Origin of the sequence: Rhodanobacter sp. 7MK24 (assembly GCF_014842995.1) — a bacterium.
GTDB lineage: Bacteria > Pseudomonadota > Gammaproteobacteria > Xanthomonadales > Rhodanobacteraceae > Rhodanobacter_A.
The window spans coordinates 232,024-246,792 of the sequence record NZ_JACYXL010000002.1; the positions used below are offsets into that span (position 1 = coordinate 232,024).

At 66.6% G+C, this 14,769-nt stretch carries 11 protein-coding genes and 1 riboswitch; of the genes, 5 read left to right on the forward strand and 6 right to left on the reverse strand.

Annotation, left to right across the window (positions count from 1 at the left end; all coding sequences use genetic code 11):
* Positions 1-451: 451 nt before the first annotated feature.
* Positions 452-3,337, reverse strand: a complete 2,886-nt coding sequence (locus IHE49_RS05840) for an EAL domain-containing protein (RefSeq protein ID WP_192155831.1) — start codon at positions 3,335-3,337, stop codon at positions 452-454.
* A gap of 77 nt (positions 3,338-3,414) precedes the next feature.
* Positions 3,415-4,479: a LacI family DNA-binding transcriptional regulator gene (locus tag IHE49_RS05845; RefSeq protein ID WP_192155832.1), complete on the reverse strand. Its 1,065-nt coding sequence runs from the start codon at positions 4,477-4,479 to the stop codon at positions 3,415-3,417.
* A 113-nt stretch (positions 4,480-4,592) separates the two neighbouring features.
* Here IHE49_RS05845 and arfB point away from each other — a divergent pair, with 113 nt between their 5' ends.
* Both arfB and IHE49_RS05855 read left to right on the forward strand, forming a co-directional pair.
* Positions 4,593-5,015, forward strand: a complete 423-nt coding sequence (arfB, locus tag IHE49_RS05850; RefSeq protein WP_192155833.1) for an alternative ribosome rescue aminoacyl-tRNA hydrolase ArfB — start codon at positions 4,593-4,595, stop codon at positions 5,013-5,015.
* Complete coding sequence (locus IHE49_RS05855) at positions 5,012-5,608, forward strand: 1-acyl-sn-glycerol-3-phosphate acyltransferase (RefSeq protein WP_343227543.1); 597 nt, start codon at positions 5,012-5,014, stop codon at positions 5,606-5,608. Before arfB ends, IHE49_RS05855 begins: the two co-directional genes overlap by 4 nt.
* A gap of 100 nt (positions 5,609-5,708) precedes the next feature.
* Here IHE49_RS05855 and IHE49_RS05860 read toward each other — a convergent pair whose 3' ends face one another.
* The gene (locus IHE49_RS05860) at positions 5,709-6,743 is read right to left on the reverse strand and encodes a LysR family transcriptional regulator (protein WP_225578209.1); all 1,035 of its coding nucleotides are present in this window, start codon (positions 6,741-6,743) and stop codon (positions 5,709-5,711) included.
* A gap of 129 nt (positions 6,744-6,872) precedes the next feature.
* Here IHE49_RS05860 and aceB point away from each other — a divergent pair, with 129 nt between their 5' ends.
* Positions 6,873-8,471, forward strand: coding sequence for a malate synthase A (aceB, locus tag IHE49_RS05865; RefSeq protein ID WP_192155837.1), 1,599 nt, complete (start codon positions 6,873-6,875; stop codon positions 8,469-8,471).
* A gap of 207 nt (positions 8,472-8,678) precedes the next feature.
* A complete protein-coding gene (gene aceA / locus IHE49_RS05870) occupies positions 8,679-9,974 on the forward strand; it encodes an isocitrate lyase (RefSeq protein ID WP_192155839.1) in 1,296 nt (431 codons plus the stop codon).
* An 81-nt stretch (positions 9,975-10,055) separates the two neighbouring features.
* Here the strand turns inward: aceA and IHE49_RS05875 are convergent, their stop codons facing one another.
* The 3 genes from IHE49_RS05875 to IHE49_RS05885 form a co-directional block, all read right to left on the reverse strand.
* Entirely contained in the window at positions 10,056-11,846 is a 1,791-nt protein-coding gene (locus tag IHE49_RS05875; RefSeq protein WP_192155841.1) for a sodium:proton antiporter, read from the reverse strand.
* Positions 11,847-11,961: 115 nt separating this feature from the next.
* The gene (locus IHE49_RS05880) at positions 11,962-13,461 is read right to left on the reverse strand and encodes a YifB family Mg chelatase-like AAA ATPase (protein WP_192155843.1); all 1,500 of its coding nucleotides are present in this window, start codon (positions 13,459-13,461) and stop codon (positions 11,962-11,964) included.
* 174 nt (positions 13,462-13,635) lie between these two features.
* The gene (locus IHE49_RS05885) at positions 13,636-13,893 is read right to left on the reverse strand and encodes an accessory factor UbiK family protein (protein WP_192155845.1); all 258 of its coding nucleotides are present in this window, start codon (positions 13,891-13,893) and stop codon (positions 13,636-13,638) included.
* A gap of 182 nt (positions 13,894-14,075) precedes the next feature.
* Between IHE49_RS05885 and glnK the strand changes: the two genes are divergently transcribed.
* Positions 14,076-14,414, forward strand: coding sequence for a P-II family nitrogen regulator (gene glnK, locus IHE49_RS05890; RefSeq protein ID WP_192155849.1), 339 nt, complete (start codon positions 14,076-14,078; stop codon positions 14,412-14,414).
* A 42-nt stretch (positions 14,415-14,456) separates the two neighbouring features.
* Positions 14,457-14,671, forward strand: a riboswitch (cobalamin riboswitch).
* Positions 14,672-14,769: the final 98 nt, after the last annotated feature.

Sequence of the window (14,769 nt, forward strand, 5' to 3'; positions counted from 1 at the left end):
GTCTGTTCCTTATCTGCAGTTTGCCCTTTCGAATTTGTGGCCGGGATGTTCTGTGTTGCCGCGAGGGGCAAGGCGGTTTCAGACGCCTGCCGGCGACCAAGTTCCTTTTTGCTGGCCTACGCCACCCAGGCGCGCGGCGAACGGCGAAGCTGGCCTGAAGGGTGGAGGGCAGGATGCCCTGAGTGAAAGGAAAGAACTGCCAAGAGAAGCGGCCGGATTCAATCCGCCGAAACTGCAGGCAAGCTGTGCCGCGGACATCGAAACCATTTCCACCCAGGCGATGGACGGCACGACCGCGGCACGGTCTATCTGGAAACCGAGGGCATTCGTCATCCTGGCAATGGTCGGATGGATACGAAGCGCAAGACGCCCGTGGAGAAATACGCGGCCTCGGCGTGAAGCCGTGCCCGACACAAGACACGGGGTTTTGAACAAGTTCCCAGGCTGGGATTCAGACGAGAAACGAATCCCGCACACCGACGAAGTAGCGCTCGGCATCCATCACGGGTAGCGGCATGCCGAGGGCGTAGCCCTGCAGTTCATCGCAACCCAGACCGGCGAGGAATGCGGCTTGCGCCTGCGTTTCCACGCCTTCGGCCGAGACCAGCATGCCCAGCTGGTGGCCCAGCTCGATGATGGTCTGCACGATGGCGCAGTCGTCTTCGTCGGCAGGCAGATCACGCACGAAGCTCTGGTCGATCTTCAACTTGTCGATCGGGAACTGCTTGAGGTAAGCGAGGCTGGAATAGCCGGTGCCGAAGTCGTCCAGCGACAGCTGCACGCCCAGCGACTTGAGGCCCGCCAGCGTCGTGCGGATGCGCGCCACGTTCTCCATCAGCGCGCTCTCGGTCATCTCGATGTCCAGCATCGCCGCCGGCACGTTGTAGCGCTGTAGCACTTCGGCCACCTGCTCGACCAGGTGCGGATGCTGTACCTGCTGCGCGGAAACGTTCACCGCGATGGTGAAGCCGCGATGCCCGCGGTCCAGCCATTCGCGCATCTGGCGCGCGGCCTGCGCAAATACCCAGCCGCCGATCTCAGGCATCATGCCCAACGCCTCGGCCACCGGGATGAAGCGCGCCGGCGAAACCTGCCCCAGTTCGCCGCAGTTCCATCGCAGCAACCCTTCGAAGCCGGTCAGTTCATGGTCGAGCGCGCGGTACTGCGGCTGGAAATAGAGCACCAATTCGTCATGGCGCAATGCATCGCGCAGGCGGCCCCCCAGCATCACGCGCTCGTCCAGCGCGCGCTTCTGCGCCACGCTGAATTCGCCGATGCGATCGCGGCCGTCGCGCTTGGCCTGCACCATGGCCGCCTCCGCACCGCGCAGCAACGCCGCCGGCGTGCTGCCATGCACGGGCGCATGGCTGATGCCGGCGCTGGCGGTCAACAGCAGACGGTAGTCCTGGCCCTCGATGGGCCGCGCCACTTCCGCGCGCAAGCGCTCGGCCAGCGCCAGCACTTCCTCGTGGTTCATGCCGTCCACCGCCATCGCGAACTTGTCGCCGGCGATGCGCGTGACCAGCCACTGTGCGTCGACCGCCGCGCGCAGACGGTCTGCTACTCGACGCAGCACGTCGTCGCCGATCACATGGCCAACCGACTCGTTGACCACCTGGAAGCGGTCCAGGCCAACCACCACCACCCATGCCTCGCTCCATGGGCTGTCAAGCATGCGCGCCATCGCTTCGTCCAGCATGGCGCGGCGCGGCAGGCCGGAGATGGAGTCGTGGCTGGCGGCATGAATCAGCTTCTGCTCGACCCGGTGGCGCTCGGTGATGTCGCGCGCCACGGCGTAGAGCAAGCCATCCGACGTGGCGAATGACGTCCATTCCAGCAGGTGCTCGCTGCCGTCTTTCGCCACGCAGCGGTTCACGAACTCGCGCGTCTGACCCGGCTCCACCGTGGTTGGAATCGCCTCCGGTGCATCGCCGCCCTGAAGCGGCTGCAGGAACTGCCGGTAACCGAGAGTCTTCAGTTCGTCCTCGCCGTAACCGGTAAGGCGCTGCAGGCAGGGGTTGAACTGCACGAAGCGTTCGCTGCGCGGATCGAGGATGCAAAAGATTTCCTGCGACATCTCGAAGAAGCGGTCGCGTTCGCGCAGACCGCCAAGCAACCGGGCACTTTCGATGGCGATGCCGGCAAGTGGAATCAGGCGGTCGATGCTCGCCAGCTCGTCCGGCTGCGGCGCGCGCGGTTCGCGGTAATACACCGCGAACGTGCCCAGCACCTCGCCGTGGCTGCCTGGCACCGCGGTCGACCAGCAGGCGCGCAAGCCGTACGACATCGCCAATTCGCGGTAATCCTCCCAGTACGGATGCGTGGCGATGTCCTCGACCACCACGCGCTTGCCGCTCCATGCCACCGTCCCGCAGGAGCCGCGACCTTCGCCGATCGTCAGGCCGTGGATGGCCTTGGAGTAATCGTCCGGCAAGCTTGGCGCGGCACCGTGCAACAGGCGCTGGCCATCGAGTAACAACAGCGAACAGAGCGAACCCGGGTTCATCGCCTCGTGCTGGCGCGCGATGCGCTCCAGGCTCGCCGCCAACGGCTTGTGCGCAGCGATGTCGAGCAGGATCTGGTGCAAGCCCGCGGACATGCGCTCCTCGCGCTTGCGCGCGGTGATGTCCTGGCAGACGCCCAGCAGGCGAGTGACACGGCCGTCCGCGTCGGTTTCCACCACGCCGCGGCTGCACAGCGTGCGCTCGCCGCCGTCCGGTCGCACGATGCGTTCCTCGAACTCGAACGCGGCGCCATCGTGCAACGCCCGCTGGATGATGCCAAGCACCCGCTCCCGGTCGTCCGCATGCACCAGCGCCAGATAAGCCTCCACGTTGGCCGCATGCTGCGCGGGATCCACGCCGTAGATGCGATACAGCTCGTCCGACCAGACGACGTGATTGGCGGCGACGTCCCAGCTCCAGTTGCCCACGTGCATCAGTTGCTGCGCCTGCTCCATCAGCTGCTGCTGCGTTTGCAGCCGCAACTCCTCGCGCTTGCGTGCGTCGATGTCCTGGAACAGCACCGTGATCCCGTCGGGCGCGGGATAGGCCCAGCTGGCGAACCAGCGCCCGAGCGGTGCGAACCACGCCTCGACCATGCACGGCCGCTGCTCGGCCATGGCCTGTTCGTAGGCCGCGCGGAACGGCCTGACGGTTTCTTCCGGGAATTCCGTCCAGGCGCACTTGCCGAGCAGCTCCTCGGCGCTACGGCCGAGAAAGGCGGCGGCGGCAGCGTTGACGTAGGTGTAGCGCCACTCCACATCCAGCGCCACGTACGCCTCGGCGATGCGCTCGAAGGCGTGGCTGGATGCGAGTTCGTACCGGCAGCTCCCCATGGATCGCATTGCCTCCTGTGCAGTGCTTCCTTGAGCAGGTTATGCCAGTGCCCAGGTCACTACAATGTGGAGGGCACTCACTGGCTCCGTAGCATCTTGCGAAACGCTGGCTCCGGCTCGGGCCGCAGGCTGGATCGGCGTACCTTCAACTGCGCCGGCAACATCGCGCTTTCGGCGCCTTCGCCGCCGATCTGCCGCACCAGCTGTTCCACCAGCACTTCGCCGGCCTTGCCGGTGTCCTGCCGTACCGTGGTGAGCGAAGGGTTGATGAAGCTGGCCATGGGGATGTCGTCGAAACCGGCCAACGCCACGTCGCCCGGCACCGAAAGGCCGCGTTCCGACAGCGCGCGCAGGGCACCAATGGCGATCAGGTCGCTGGCACCGAACACCGCGTCGAATTCCGCGCCGCGCTCAAGCAGCAACTCGGCGGCCTCGTAGCCGGCGCGTTCGGTAGTCTCGGCATCGGCCTGCAACGCCTCGTCCACCCGCAGGCCTGCCTCGCGCAACGCCGCCGCATAGCCGCGGTAACGCTCGTGGAACTCGGGATAGTGCGGCGTGGCGTCGCCGAGGAAGGCGATCCGGCGGCAACCCTGTTCGATCAGGTGCTGGGTGGCGAGCCGGCCGCCCGCGAAGTTGTCGCAACCGATGGAGACGCCCGGCTGCCCGGGCAGCACCGCACCCCAGCGCACGAAGCGCGTGCCCTGCGCCACCAGCTTCTCCAGCTTGTCGCGGTGCGACTGGTAGTCGCCATAGCCGAGCAGGATCAGACCGTCGGCCTTCTGGCTACCGGTGAAGTCCGCGTGCCAGTCGCGCGAGAACTGCTGGAACGAGATCAGCAGGTCGTAACCCCGCTGCGCGCTGGCGCGGGTGATCGAGCCCAGCATCGACAGGAAGAACGGGTTGATGTGCGAGTCGTCAGCGGTGGGATCCTCGAACAGCAGCAACGCCAGCGTGCCGGTGTGCTGGCGACGCAGGTTGGAAGCGTTCTTGTCCACCTTGTAGTTGAGCGTGTCGGCTGCCGATTGGATGCGCCGGCGCGTTTCCTCGCTGACCAGCGGACTGCCGCGCAGCGCCCGCGACACCGTGGACTGCGAGACCCCGGCGAGGTGTGCGATATCGAACGATGTGGCCTTTCCCTTCATCCGCGACCCAGGGCTGCGTGGCGTCCCGCCATCGTAGCAGGCGATGGATTCGGCCACGGCGATGGCACGGGCGCCGCATTCCGGCGCCGCGTGCCATCCCCTAAACTCCCCGCATGCTGACCATCAGCCGCACCCTTGCCCTGCCCGAATCCGAACTGGTCGAGCGCTTCCTGCGCGCCGACGGCCCCGGTGGCCAGCACGTGAACCGCACCGAGAGCGCAGTGGAACTGCGCTTCGACGTGGCGCGCTCGCCCACGCTACCCGAACCGCTGCGTGAGCGCCTGCTGGCCCGCAGCGACCGCCGCCTCACCGACGACGGCGTGCTGGTGATCCAGGCGCGCCGCTTCCGCGACCAGGCCCGCAACCGCGAGGACGCACGCGAACGGCTGGTCGAAATCATCCGCGTCGCGCAGGTGGTGCCGAAGAAGCGCGTGGCCACCAAGCCCACGCGCGCCTCGAAGGAACGCCGCCTCGCCGGCAAGCAGCAGCGCGGCAAGCTGAAGCAACTGCGCGCGAAGAAGCCGGGGCACGAGTGAACGGAACGGTCTTCACGCCATCGCAACTGCCGCCGCACATGCCACGCCTGCACGACAGCTGGCGCCGCGGGCTGTGCCGGGGCGTGCTGCGCCTGTGTGGCTGGAGCCTGGTCGGCACCTTCCCCGACGTGCCCAGGCTGGTGCTGATCGCCGCGCCCCATTCGTCATGGTGGGACGGCATCTGGGGCCTGCTGACCAAGGCCGCCATCGGCGCCGACGTGCACTTCATGGCCAAGCGCGAGCTGTTCCGCGGCCCGCTGGGCGCGCTGCTCGTCAAGCTCGGCGGCATCCCCATCGACCGCGGCGCCGCCGCGGGCATGGTCGAGCAGATGGTCGAACGCTTCGGCCAGCAACAGACACTGTGGCTGGGCATCGCCCCCGAAGGCACGCGCCGCCACATGCCGCGTTGGAAAACCGGCTTCTGGCGCATGGCCCACGGCGCCGGCGTGCCGGTGTTCCCGGTCGCCTTCAACTATCCCGACAAGACCATCCGACTCGGCCCGCTGTTCGACACCACCGACGACATGGCTGCCGACATCGAGCGGCTGCGTGCGTTCTATGCGCCGTTCCAGGGGAAGCATCACGGGGTGTAGCTGCCGGGGTAACCACCCAGCAAGACTTGTCGTCATCCTGGCATCGGTCGGAATGACGAGCCAGCTTGCTCCTAAGTTAGCCAACCTCAACTCGAAAGCATTACCGATCCGAATGCCCCGACTCGTCGTAGTCCCGATGCGTCAGCAGCCCCGGGCGGATCAGGTCGATGAAAGCGCGCGCCTCGGCGCTGAGGAGCTTGCCCTTGCGCATCACCACGCCGTAACTGCGCTGCGGGAACCAGCGCTGCATGTTGCGCACGACCAGGCGTTCGCGATCAGCGTCGGTGATGCAGATGCCGGTGACGACAGAGATGCCGAGGCCCATCGCCACGTATTCCTTGATGACGTCCCAGCCGCCCACTTCGATGGCCACCTGGTAGGGCACCTGGTTCTGCTGGAACACCAGGTCCACCAGGCGATAGGTGGACAACCGCTGCGGCGGCAGGATCAGGCCATAAGGCGAGAGATCCGCCAGCGCCACTTCCGCCTTTTCCGCCAGTGGGTGGCCGGGCGGCAGGATCAGCATGGGGTCGTACTGGCGCACGGGCGCCCACGCGATGTCGTGCGGCACGTCCAGCATGGAGCCCACGGCGAAATCGGCCTTGTCCTCGCGCAGCATCGCCATACCGTCCTTGCCCGTGACATTGGCGAGCTGCAGATGCACGGCGGGATAGCGCTCCCGGTAACGGCGCACCAGCTCCGGCAGCAGGTACTGGATGGTGGACGTGCCGGCGGCAATGGTGAGCTTGCCGGCGGTGTGACCCTGCACCCTGGCCTGGAAGTCGCGGTCGAGATTCTCCCAGCCCTCCACCAACGGGCGCGCCAGCTCGTACAGCGCCTCGCCCGCATCGGTGAGGTTGATGCGGCGGCGGCGGCGTTCCAGCAGGGTCGCACCCAGCTCGCGCTCCAGCGCCTGTAGCTGCAGGCTCACCGACGGCTGGGACAGATACAACGCCTCGGCGGCACGGCTCAACGTGCCCAGTTTCACCGTGGCCACGAAGGCGCGCAGTTGCTTGTGGCGGTTGCCCTTGTAGTAGAAACGGGCGCTCTCGCCCGCCGAACCATGCGCAGGCGTACGCTTTTTTGCTGCGCTGCGGATCGGCTTTTCTGGCGATTTCGCCGCTTTGATCGGCATTTTTCGCTCTTTCATGTCAATGACTTGCAATATGTATTGATATTTACAATATCAAAAATTGAAACATTTGCTTTGTCAAACTGTAAATCAATGTCCTAGCTTCGAGTCGTCCAACGACCGGAGCCGATCATGGCCTTGCCCCGCGAACGCCTAGCCACCGAAGCCGTGCAACTGCACGGCCAGCCCAGCCCTGCGCAGCAGGCGATCCTCAGCCCGCAGGGGCTGGCCTTCCTCGCCGATCTGCACCGCCATTTCGACGCCCGCCGCCGCGAACTGCTGGCCGCCCGTCGCGAGCGTCAGGCCCGTTGTGACGCCGGGGAGCTGCCGGACTTCCGCACCGACACCGCTGCGATCCGCGAATCGGAATGGACAGTGGGGCCGATCCCGCCCGCGCTGCGCGACCGCCGCGTGGAGATCACCGGACCGGTGGAACGCAAGATGATCATCAACGCGCTGAACTCGGGCGCGAAGGTGTTCATGGCGGACTTCGAGGATTCCTCCGCGCCCAGCTTCGCCAACCAGCTCGACGGCCAGATCAACCTGCGCGATGCGGTGGCCGGCAAGCTCGACTACACCTCGCCCGAGGGCAAGCACTACCGTGTTGCCGACAATCCCGCCGTGCTGGTGGTGCGCCCGCGCGGCTGGCACTTGCCCGAACGCCACATCACCGTGGACGGTGAAGCCATGGCCGGCGCGCTGGTGGACTTCGGCCTGTATGCCTTCCACAACGCACGCGCCCTGCACCGCCGCGACCTCGGACCGTACTTCTACCTGCCCAAGCTGGAATGCATGGAGGAGGCCGCGCTGTGGGATGCCGTGATGGCGCACGCGGAAGCCGAGCTGGATCTCCCGCCCGGCAGCATGAAGGTCACCGTGTTGATCGAGACTCTGCCGGCCGCTTTCCAGATGCACGAGATCCTGCATGCACTGCAATCGCGCGCCGTTGGCCTCAACTGCGGGCGCTGGGACTACATCTTCTCCTACCTGAAGACCCTGCGCAGCCACCGCGACCGCCTGCTGCCCGAGCGCGGCCAGGTGCTGATGACGGTGCCCTTCCTCAAGGCATATTCGGAGCTGCTGATCCAGACCTGCCACCGACGCGGCGCGTTCGCGATGGGCGGCATGGCGGCACAGATACCCATCAAGGGCGACGCGGCCGCCAACGAGGCAGCACTGGCCAAGGTACGCGCCGACAAGCTGCGCGAAGTGAAGGCCGGCCACGACGGCACCTGGGTGGCACACCCCGCACTGGTGCCGGTGGCGCAGGCGGTGTTCGACGAATACATGCCGGAGCCGAACCAGCGCGACGTGGAGCGCGACGACGTGCGCGTGACCCGCGAGCAACTGCTGGCGCCGTGCACCGGCACCATCACCCGCGCCGGCTTCGACAACAACGTCGAGGTGTGCCTGCGCTACACCGCGGCATGGCTGGACGGCCAGGGCTGCGTGCCCATCCACCACCTGATGGAAGATGCGGCCACCGCCGAGATCGCCCGTGCACAGCTGTGGCAGTGGCTGCACCATGGCGGCGTGGAATTCCCCGACCACGCACCGATCGACTTCGCCTTGTTCGACCATGCACTCGCCACGCACGCCCATCGCCTGCGAGATAGCGACGTGCCCGGCGCGGCGCGCGTGGATGCCGCCGCGCGGTTGCTGCGCGAACTGATCCACGCCGACACGCTGGCCGACTTCCTCACCCTGCCTGCGTACGAACAGCTCGCCTGAACTCTCCAGGCAGGCAAACGCCACTTCGCGAAACCCGATTTGCGGCAACCCTCAGCCCGAGATTTCGTTCGCGCCGAGCGTAGCTTGCGACAGCAAGCGAAGTCGAAGTGCCTCGCACCCTTCGACTTCGGCCCCGTGGCCGGCACTCAGGACGAACGGCAGCGGCACCCGAAAGTTTTACAGCCTCGCATCCACCGGAGCCATGCCATGAAGACCACCCTGCCCACCGCCGAACAGATCGAACTGGATTGGAACAACAACCCTCGCTGGAATGGCATCGAGCGCCATTACGGCGCCGCGGACGTGGTGCGCCTGCGCGGCACCGTGGCCGTCGAGCATTCGCTGGCCCGTCGCGGCGCCGAACGCCTGTGGAAGAGCCTGCACGAGGAGGATTTCGTCAACGCGCTGGGCGCGCTCACCGGCAACCAGGCAATGCAGCAGGTGAAAGCCGGCCTCAAGGCGATCTACCTCTCGGGCTGGCAGGTCGCTGCCGACGCCAACCTCGCCGGCGAGATGTATCCCGACCAGTCGCTCTACCCTGCGAACTCGGTGCCGCAAGTGGTGAAGCGCATCAACAACACCTTGCTGCGCGCCGACCAGCTGCACCATGCCGAAGGCCAGGACGGCATCGACTGGCTGGCGCCCATCGTGGCCGATGCCGAGGCCGGCTTCGGCGGCGTGCTCAATGCCTTCGAACTGATGAAGGCAATGATCGAGGCCGGCGCAGCGGGCGTGCACTTCGAAGATCAGCTGGCCTCGGTGAAGAAGTGCGGCCACATGGGCGGCAAGGTGCTGGTGCCCACCCGCGAGGCGGTGGACAAGCTCACCGCCGCGCGCCTCGCCGCCGACGTGCTCGGCGTGCCCACCTTGATCGTGGCGCGCACCGACGCCGACGCCGCCGACCTGCTCACCTCCGACATCGACGACAACGACAGGCCCTTCGTCACTGGCGAGCGCACCGTGGAAGGCTTCTTCCGCGTGCGCGCCGGCCTAGGTCAGGCGATCAGCCGCGGCCTCGCCTATGCGCCCTACGCTGACCTGGTGTGGTGCGAAACCAGCAAGCCGAACCTGGAAGAAGCGCGCCAGTTCGCCGAAGCGATCCACAAGCGGTTCCCAGGCAAGCTGCTCGCCTACAACTGCTCGCCCAGCTTCAACTGGAAGAAGAACCTCGACGACAACACCATCGCGAAATTCCAGCGCGAACTGGGCGCGATGGGCTACAAGTTCCAGTTCATCACGCTGGCCGGCTTCCACAGCCTCAACTACGGCATGTTCGACCTGGCCCACGGCTACGCACGCCGGCAGATGAGCGCCTTCGTGGAGCTGCAGGAAAGGGAATTCGCCGCCGCCGAACGCGGCTTCACCGCGGTGAAGCACCAACGCGAAGTGGGCACAGGCTATTTCGACGCGGTGACGCAGGCGATCCAGCAGGGGCAGTCATCGACCACGGCGCTGAAGGGTTCGACCGAGGAGGCGCAGTTCGCGCGCCACGCGGCGGCGTGATCTTCACATGCAGGAGCGCACCCTGTGCGCGAATGCTCTGGCGTTGATCGCAGCAAAAGCATTCGCGCACAGAGTGCGCTCCTACAAAGCAGCTTCCGGCGGCACCAGCGCAATCACCGTCCAGCCCGCCTTCGGCTCCAGTTCGCGCTTGGTGGAAGCCACGCGCAACACGCCTTTCTCCTCCACGCCGAACAGCAGCATGCTGTCCGGCCCGTATTCCTCGATGAAATGCGGCCAGTCGAAGGTGGCGCTGAGCCGCGTGGTCTTGATGCGCCAGCCGCGCGCAAGCAGATCCGCGAAGCGCGCATGCGTCATCGCCTCGTCGAACAGCGGCGGTGCCAACAGCTTGTCCGCCAATGCCATGCGGTCGGTGTTTTCTTCAGGCGCAAGCACCCGCAGGCGATAGACCTTGTGGCGGCCGAACTCCTGCCGGTAGTGCAGGCACGCCAGTGTGTTGCGCTCGCGATGGACGGACATCGCCAGCAGTCGGCCGATGCCGGCGAGATCGAGATTGCGCTCGGCATGCGTCGAAGCCGGGTTGCCGAAGAAGGTGCTCAAGCCCTCCATGCGTGCCCGGCGAATGCCGTCGTGGTCGTCGTCGGCCAGCACCACGCGGAAGTCCGCTTCATGCAGCGCCCGGCCCACGCCGCGGGCCACCGCATCGGCACCGAAGATCAGCACGCCGCGCGGCTCCGGTTCGGCGACCTTCAACCACAGCGCCAATGGCCGCGCAGTGGCGCTCTGCAGCACCACGGTCCCGATGATGACGATGAATACCAGTGGCACCAGCGCCTGAGCACCCGGCACGCCCAGCGCCTGCAATCGCAGGGCGAACAAGGCGGAAACCGAGGCCGCCACGATGCCGCGCGGCGCCACCCAGCCGATCAGTGCACGCTCGCGCCAGCTCAGGCCGCCGCCCAGGCTGGCAACCAGCACACTGAGCGGCCGTATCGCGAATTGCGCGATCAGGAAGATCACCGCGCCCTTCCAAAGCAGGTCGCCCGGCAACGGCCACGGCAGCCGCGCCGCCAACAGGATGAACAGCATCGACACCAGCAACGTGGTGAGGTGCTCCTTGAAGTCGAGGATGTCGTCGACGTGCACGTCGCGCATGTTGCCCAGCGCGATGCCCATGATCGTCACGGTGAGCAGCCCCGAGTCATGCGCCATCCGGTTGGACAACGTGAAGGCCAGCAGTACCGTGGCCAGCACGCCGAAGTTCTGCAGGTACTCGGGAATCAGCTGCCGCCGCAACAGCTGGCCAAGCGACCACGCCGCCAACGCCCCCACCACTGCGCCGCAGAACACCGTGCCCAGGAAGACGCTGAGCGCATGCCCCTCCTCGCGCGACACCACGACTTCGTAGATCAGCACCGCGAACAAGGCACCCAGCGGATCGATCACGATGCCTTCCCAGCGCAGCGCATTGGCGATGCGCGCGTTGGGCCGCAACGTGCGCAGCATCGGTGCGATCACGGTAGGCCCGGTGACGCAGGTGAGCGCGCCGAACAGCAACGCGATCGGCCACGCCAGGCCAGTCACCAGATGCGCGGCCACAGCCAGCAGCAGCAGTGCGAGCAAGGCGCCGTAGCTCACCAGCCCGCGCACCACGCCGCCGATGCCGGGAAGTTCGTGGAAGCGCAGCGCAAGGCTGCCCTCGAACAGGATCAGCGCCACCGCCAGCGACACCACCGGGAACAGCAGGTCGCCCAGCAGCGCATCGGGGCGCAGCAGGCCTAGCACCGGCCCCAGCAGCAGACCGGCCAGCAGCAGGAACACGATCGCCGGCAGCTTCGCCCGCCATGCCAGCCACTGGCACAGGAAGCCGATCACCAGCATGCCGGTCAGCACGAGGCCTGGTTCGATGCTCATCGCAATCCTCGTTCGGCGTGGCTAGACCTTATCCGAACACGCCGCGACGCCGCGCGTCCAGGCAGGCTAGACGGAGCGGATTCAGGGGCCAGGCCAGCTGTTTCCGCTGCACCGCTCAGAAACGGCGGTACTGCAGCGCCTCCGCGAGATGCTCGCGCTCAAGCACGCCGGCGCCACCGTCGATATCGGCAATGGTGCGTGCCACACGCAACACACGATGGTAGGCGCGCGCGGACAGGCCGAGCTTTTCCAGCGCCTGTTCGTACCAGCGCCGCTCGGCCGGGCCCAGGGCGCAGTCGCGCTCCAGCTCCCGGTGGTTGATCTCCGCGTTCGGTCGACCTGCACGCATCAAGGCATGGCGCCGCGCGTTGAGTACGCGGGCGCGCACCGTGACGGAATCCTCGTCGTGTGGGCCGCGCGCCGCATCCATTTCGCGCAGCGGCAGCGAAGGCACCTCGACCGCAAGATCGATGCGATCCAGCAGAGGCCCGGAAATGCGCGAGCGATAGCGCTGGATCTGCTCCGGCGTGCACTGGCAACGCCGCCGCGTGTCGCCGGCATGGCCGCAGGGACAGGGATTCATCGCCGCCACCAGTTGGAACTGCGCTGGAAAGGTGGATTGCCTCGCCGCACGTGATACCACGATATGGCCGGATTCCAGCGGTTCGCGCAAGACTTCCAGCACGTGCCGGTTGAATTCCGGCAGCTCGTCAAGGAACAACACGCCGTTGTGCGCCAGCGAAATCTCGCCTGGCCGCGGCTGTGAACCGCCGCCCACCAGCGCCACCGCCGAAGCGGTGTGATGAGGTGCGCGAAACGGCCTGCGGCGCCAACGCGCGGGATCGGTTGGCTGACCGGCCACCGACAACACCGCGCAAGTCTCCAGCGCCTCGGATTCGGAAAGCGGCGGCAGGATGCCGGGCAGGCGTTCGGCCAACATGGTCTTGCCGGTGCCCGGCGGCCCCACCAGCAACAGGTGGTGGCCGCCCACGGCGGCGATCTCCAGCGCGCGACGGGCCTGCAGCTGGCCACGCACGTCGCGCAGATCCGGACCGTCGTAAATGCCGCCCTCGGTGTCGACGCCCGTGGGCGTCGCCAGATCCTGCGCGCCGTGCAGCCAGCCGCAAACCTCGGCCAGCGAGTCGGCCACGCGCACATCCACTTCGGAAACCAGCGCAGCCTCGGCCGCATTCGCCCGCGGCACCACCACTTTGCGGCCGCGCGCACGTGCGCGCAGCAGCGCCGGAAGCACACCCGAGACGCTGCGCAACGAACCGCTGAGCGCCAGTTCGCCAAGGAACTCGCAATCGTCGAGCTTCTCGCGGGGCACTTGCCCACTGGCGGCAAGGATGCCCAATGCGATCGGCAGGTCGAAGCGCCCCCCGTCCTTGGGCAGCTCGGCGGGCGCAAGATTCACGGTGACCTTGCGGCCGGGGTATTCAAAAGCAGTGTTCTGGATGGCCACGCGCACGCGATCACGCGCCTCGCGTACGGCTGCCTCCGGCAGGCCAACGATGCTGGTGGCCGGCAAGCCGCCGGAGAGATGCACCTCGACCATTACCTGGGGCGCAGCGATGCCTTCCTGCGCGCGGCTGAGAGTGACGGCGAGACTCATGCAGCCGTCCCTAGCCGGTGTGCGTGCTGGCCCACGAACCAAGCCATTGGCAGGCTGAAGCCGCGGTCGCGCACCCGCATTGAACACTCCATGTATGGCGTCAAGTCGTAAATAACCGCCCCCGATCGCAAAACTCGGGGTGAGGGTGACGAATCGGGGGCGGCTCCCGGGAGGCTAGTCCCCGCGGGCGACGACGGCGGCCTCGAGTTCGGCCACGCGCCGCTCCAGCTCCTCGACCTTGGCGCGGGTGCGTGCAAGCACCTGGCTCTGGACGTCGAACTCTTCGCGGGTGACCAGGTCGAGGCGGCGCAATCCCTGTGCCAGGACATCGTGGAAATTGGTTCGCAAATCCTGTTGCGCCTGTGCCACTCCGGGCGGAACCAATGATGCCAGGCGTCGTGCCAGCTGATCGATGTCCAGCCTATCCATCATGGACGGCGCCTCGAACTTGTCGAGGGAGAGTGTCTATGAACGAATGGCAGACGCACCATCGGCGGACTCCGTGATTTGATGTAGGAATTGTCCTACATGGTATCCCCAGGCGACAGCGACAGACTCCGGAGGCAGAATGTCTGCCTGCGTCGCGTCGCGTCGCTCCTGCCCGAGGAACCCCCATGAAGCTGGTCGTGGCGATCATCAAGCCATTCAAGCTGGACGACGTGCGCGAAGCGCTGGCCGAGGTCGGCGTGCAGGGCATCACAGTGACCGAGGTGAAGGGCTTCGGCCGCCAGAAAGGCCATACCGAGCTGTACCGCGGCGCCGAGTACGTGGTCGACTTCCTGCCCAAGATCAAGCTGGAGGCCGCCGTGGCCGACGAGCAGCTCGACCGCGTGCTGGAAGCGATCCAGAACTCCGCCCGCACCGGCAAGATCGGCGACGGCAAGATCTTCGTGAGTTCGCTGGAACAGGTGATCCGTATCCGCACCGGCGAGCTGGATCAAGACGCCCTGTAAGAGTTGTCCACAAGTTATTGGGTTGACCCAACCGATTTGGCCCGATATGTTGTGCCAGTCGGTGCCCTGCCAGACGCGATCGTCGGCCGGGCTCAAAAGGGAATCCGGTGCGAATCCGGAACTGCCCCGCAGCGGTAAGTGGAAACGAACGTCTCGATAGCGCACTGATCCACAGCGATCGGGAAGCGGAGACCAGTAGGCGGGCCGAAGGCCCACGTCCACGAGTCCGAAGACCTGCCGACGCGGTCCAGCCATAGCGCTGTACCGGGTAGTGGCGGCTTCCGCGGGGAGGCGCGTCGGATCGTCGGGCCATTGCGCCCGACGGGCGACCGTCCGCGTGCAACCACTGCATCAG

Bases quoted from the DNA above. Each gene is read 5' to 3' on its own strand.
- IHE49_RS05840 (WP_192155831.1), bottom strand. From the start codon at position 3,337: ATGGGGAGCTGCCGGTACGAACTCGCATCCAGCCACGCCTTCGAGCGC.
- IHE49_RS05845 (WP_192155832.1), bottom strand. From the start codon at position 4,479: ATGAAGGGAAAGGCCACATCGTTCGATATCGCACACCTCGCCGGGGTC.
- arfB (WP_192155833.1), top strand. From the start codon at position 4,593: ATGCTGACCATCAGCCGCACCCTTGCCCTGCCCGAATCCGAACTGGTC.
- IHE49_RS05860 (WP_225578209.1), bottom strand. From the start codon at position 6,743: ATGCCGATCAAAGCGGCGAAATCGCCAGAAAAGCCGATCCGCAGCGCA.
- aceB (WP_192155837.1), top strand. From the start codon at position 6,873: ATGGCCTTGCCCCGCGAACGCCTAGCCACCGAAGCCGTGCAACTGCAC.
- aceA (WP_192155839.1), top strand. From the start codon at position 8,679: ATGAAGACCACCCTGCCCACCGCCGAACAGATCGAACTGGATTGGAAC.
- IHE49_RS05875 (WP_192155841.1), bottom strand. From the start codon at position 11,846: ATGAGCATCGAACCAGGCCTCGTGCTGACCGGCATGCTGGTGATCGGC.
- IHE49_RS05880 (WP_192155843.1), bottom strand. From the start codon at position 13,461: ATGAGTCTCGCCGTCACTCTCAGCCGCGCGCAGGAAGGCATCGCTGCG.
- IHE49_RS05885 (WP_192155845.1), bottom strand. From the start codon at position 13,893: ATGATGGATAGGCTGGACATCGATCAGCTGGCACGACGCCTGGCATCA.
- glnK (WP_192155849.1), top strand. From the start codon at position 14,076: ATGAAGCTGGTCGTGGCGATCATCAAGCCATTCAAGCTGGACGACGTG.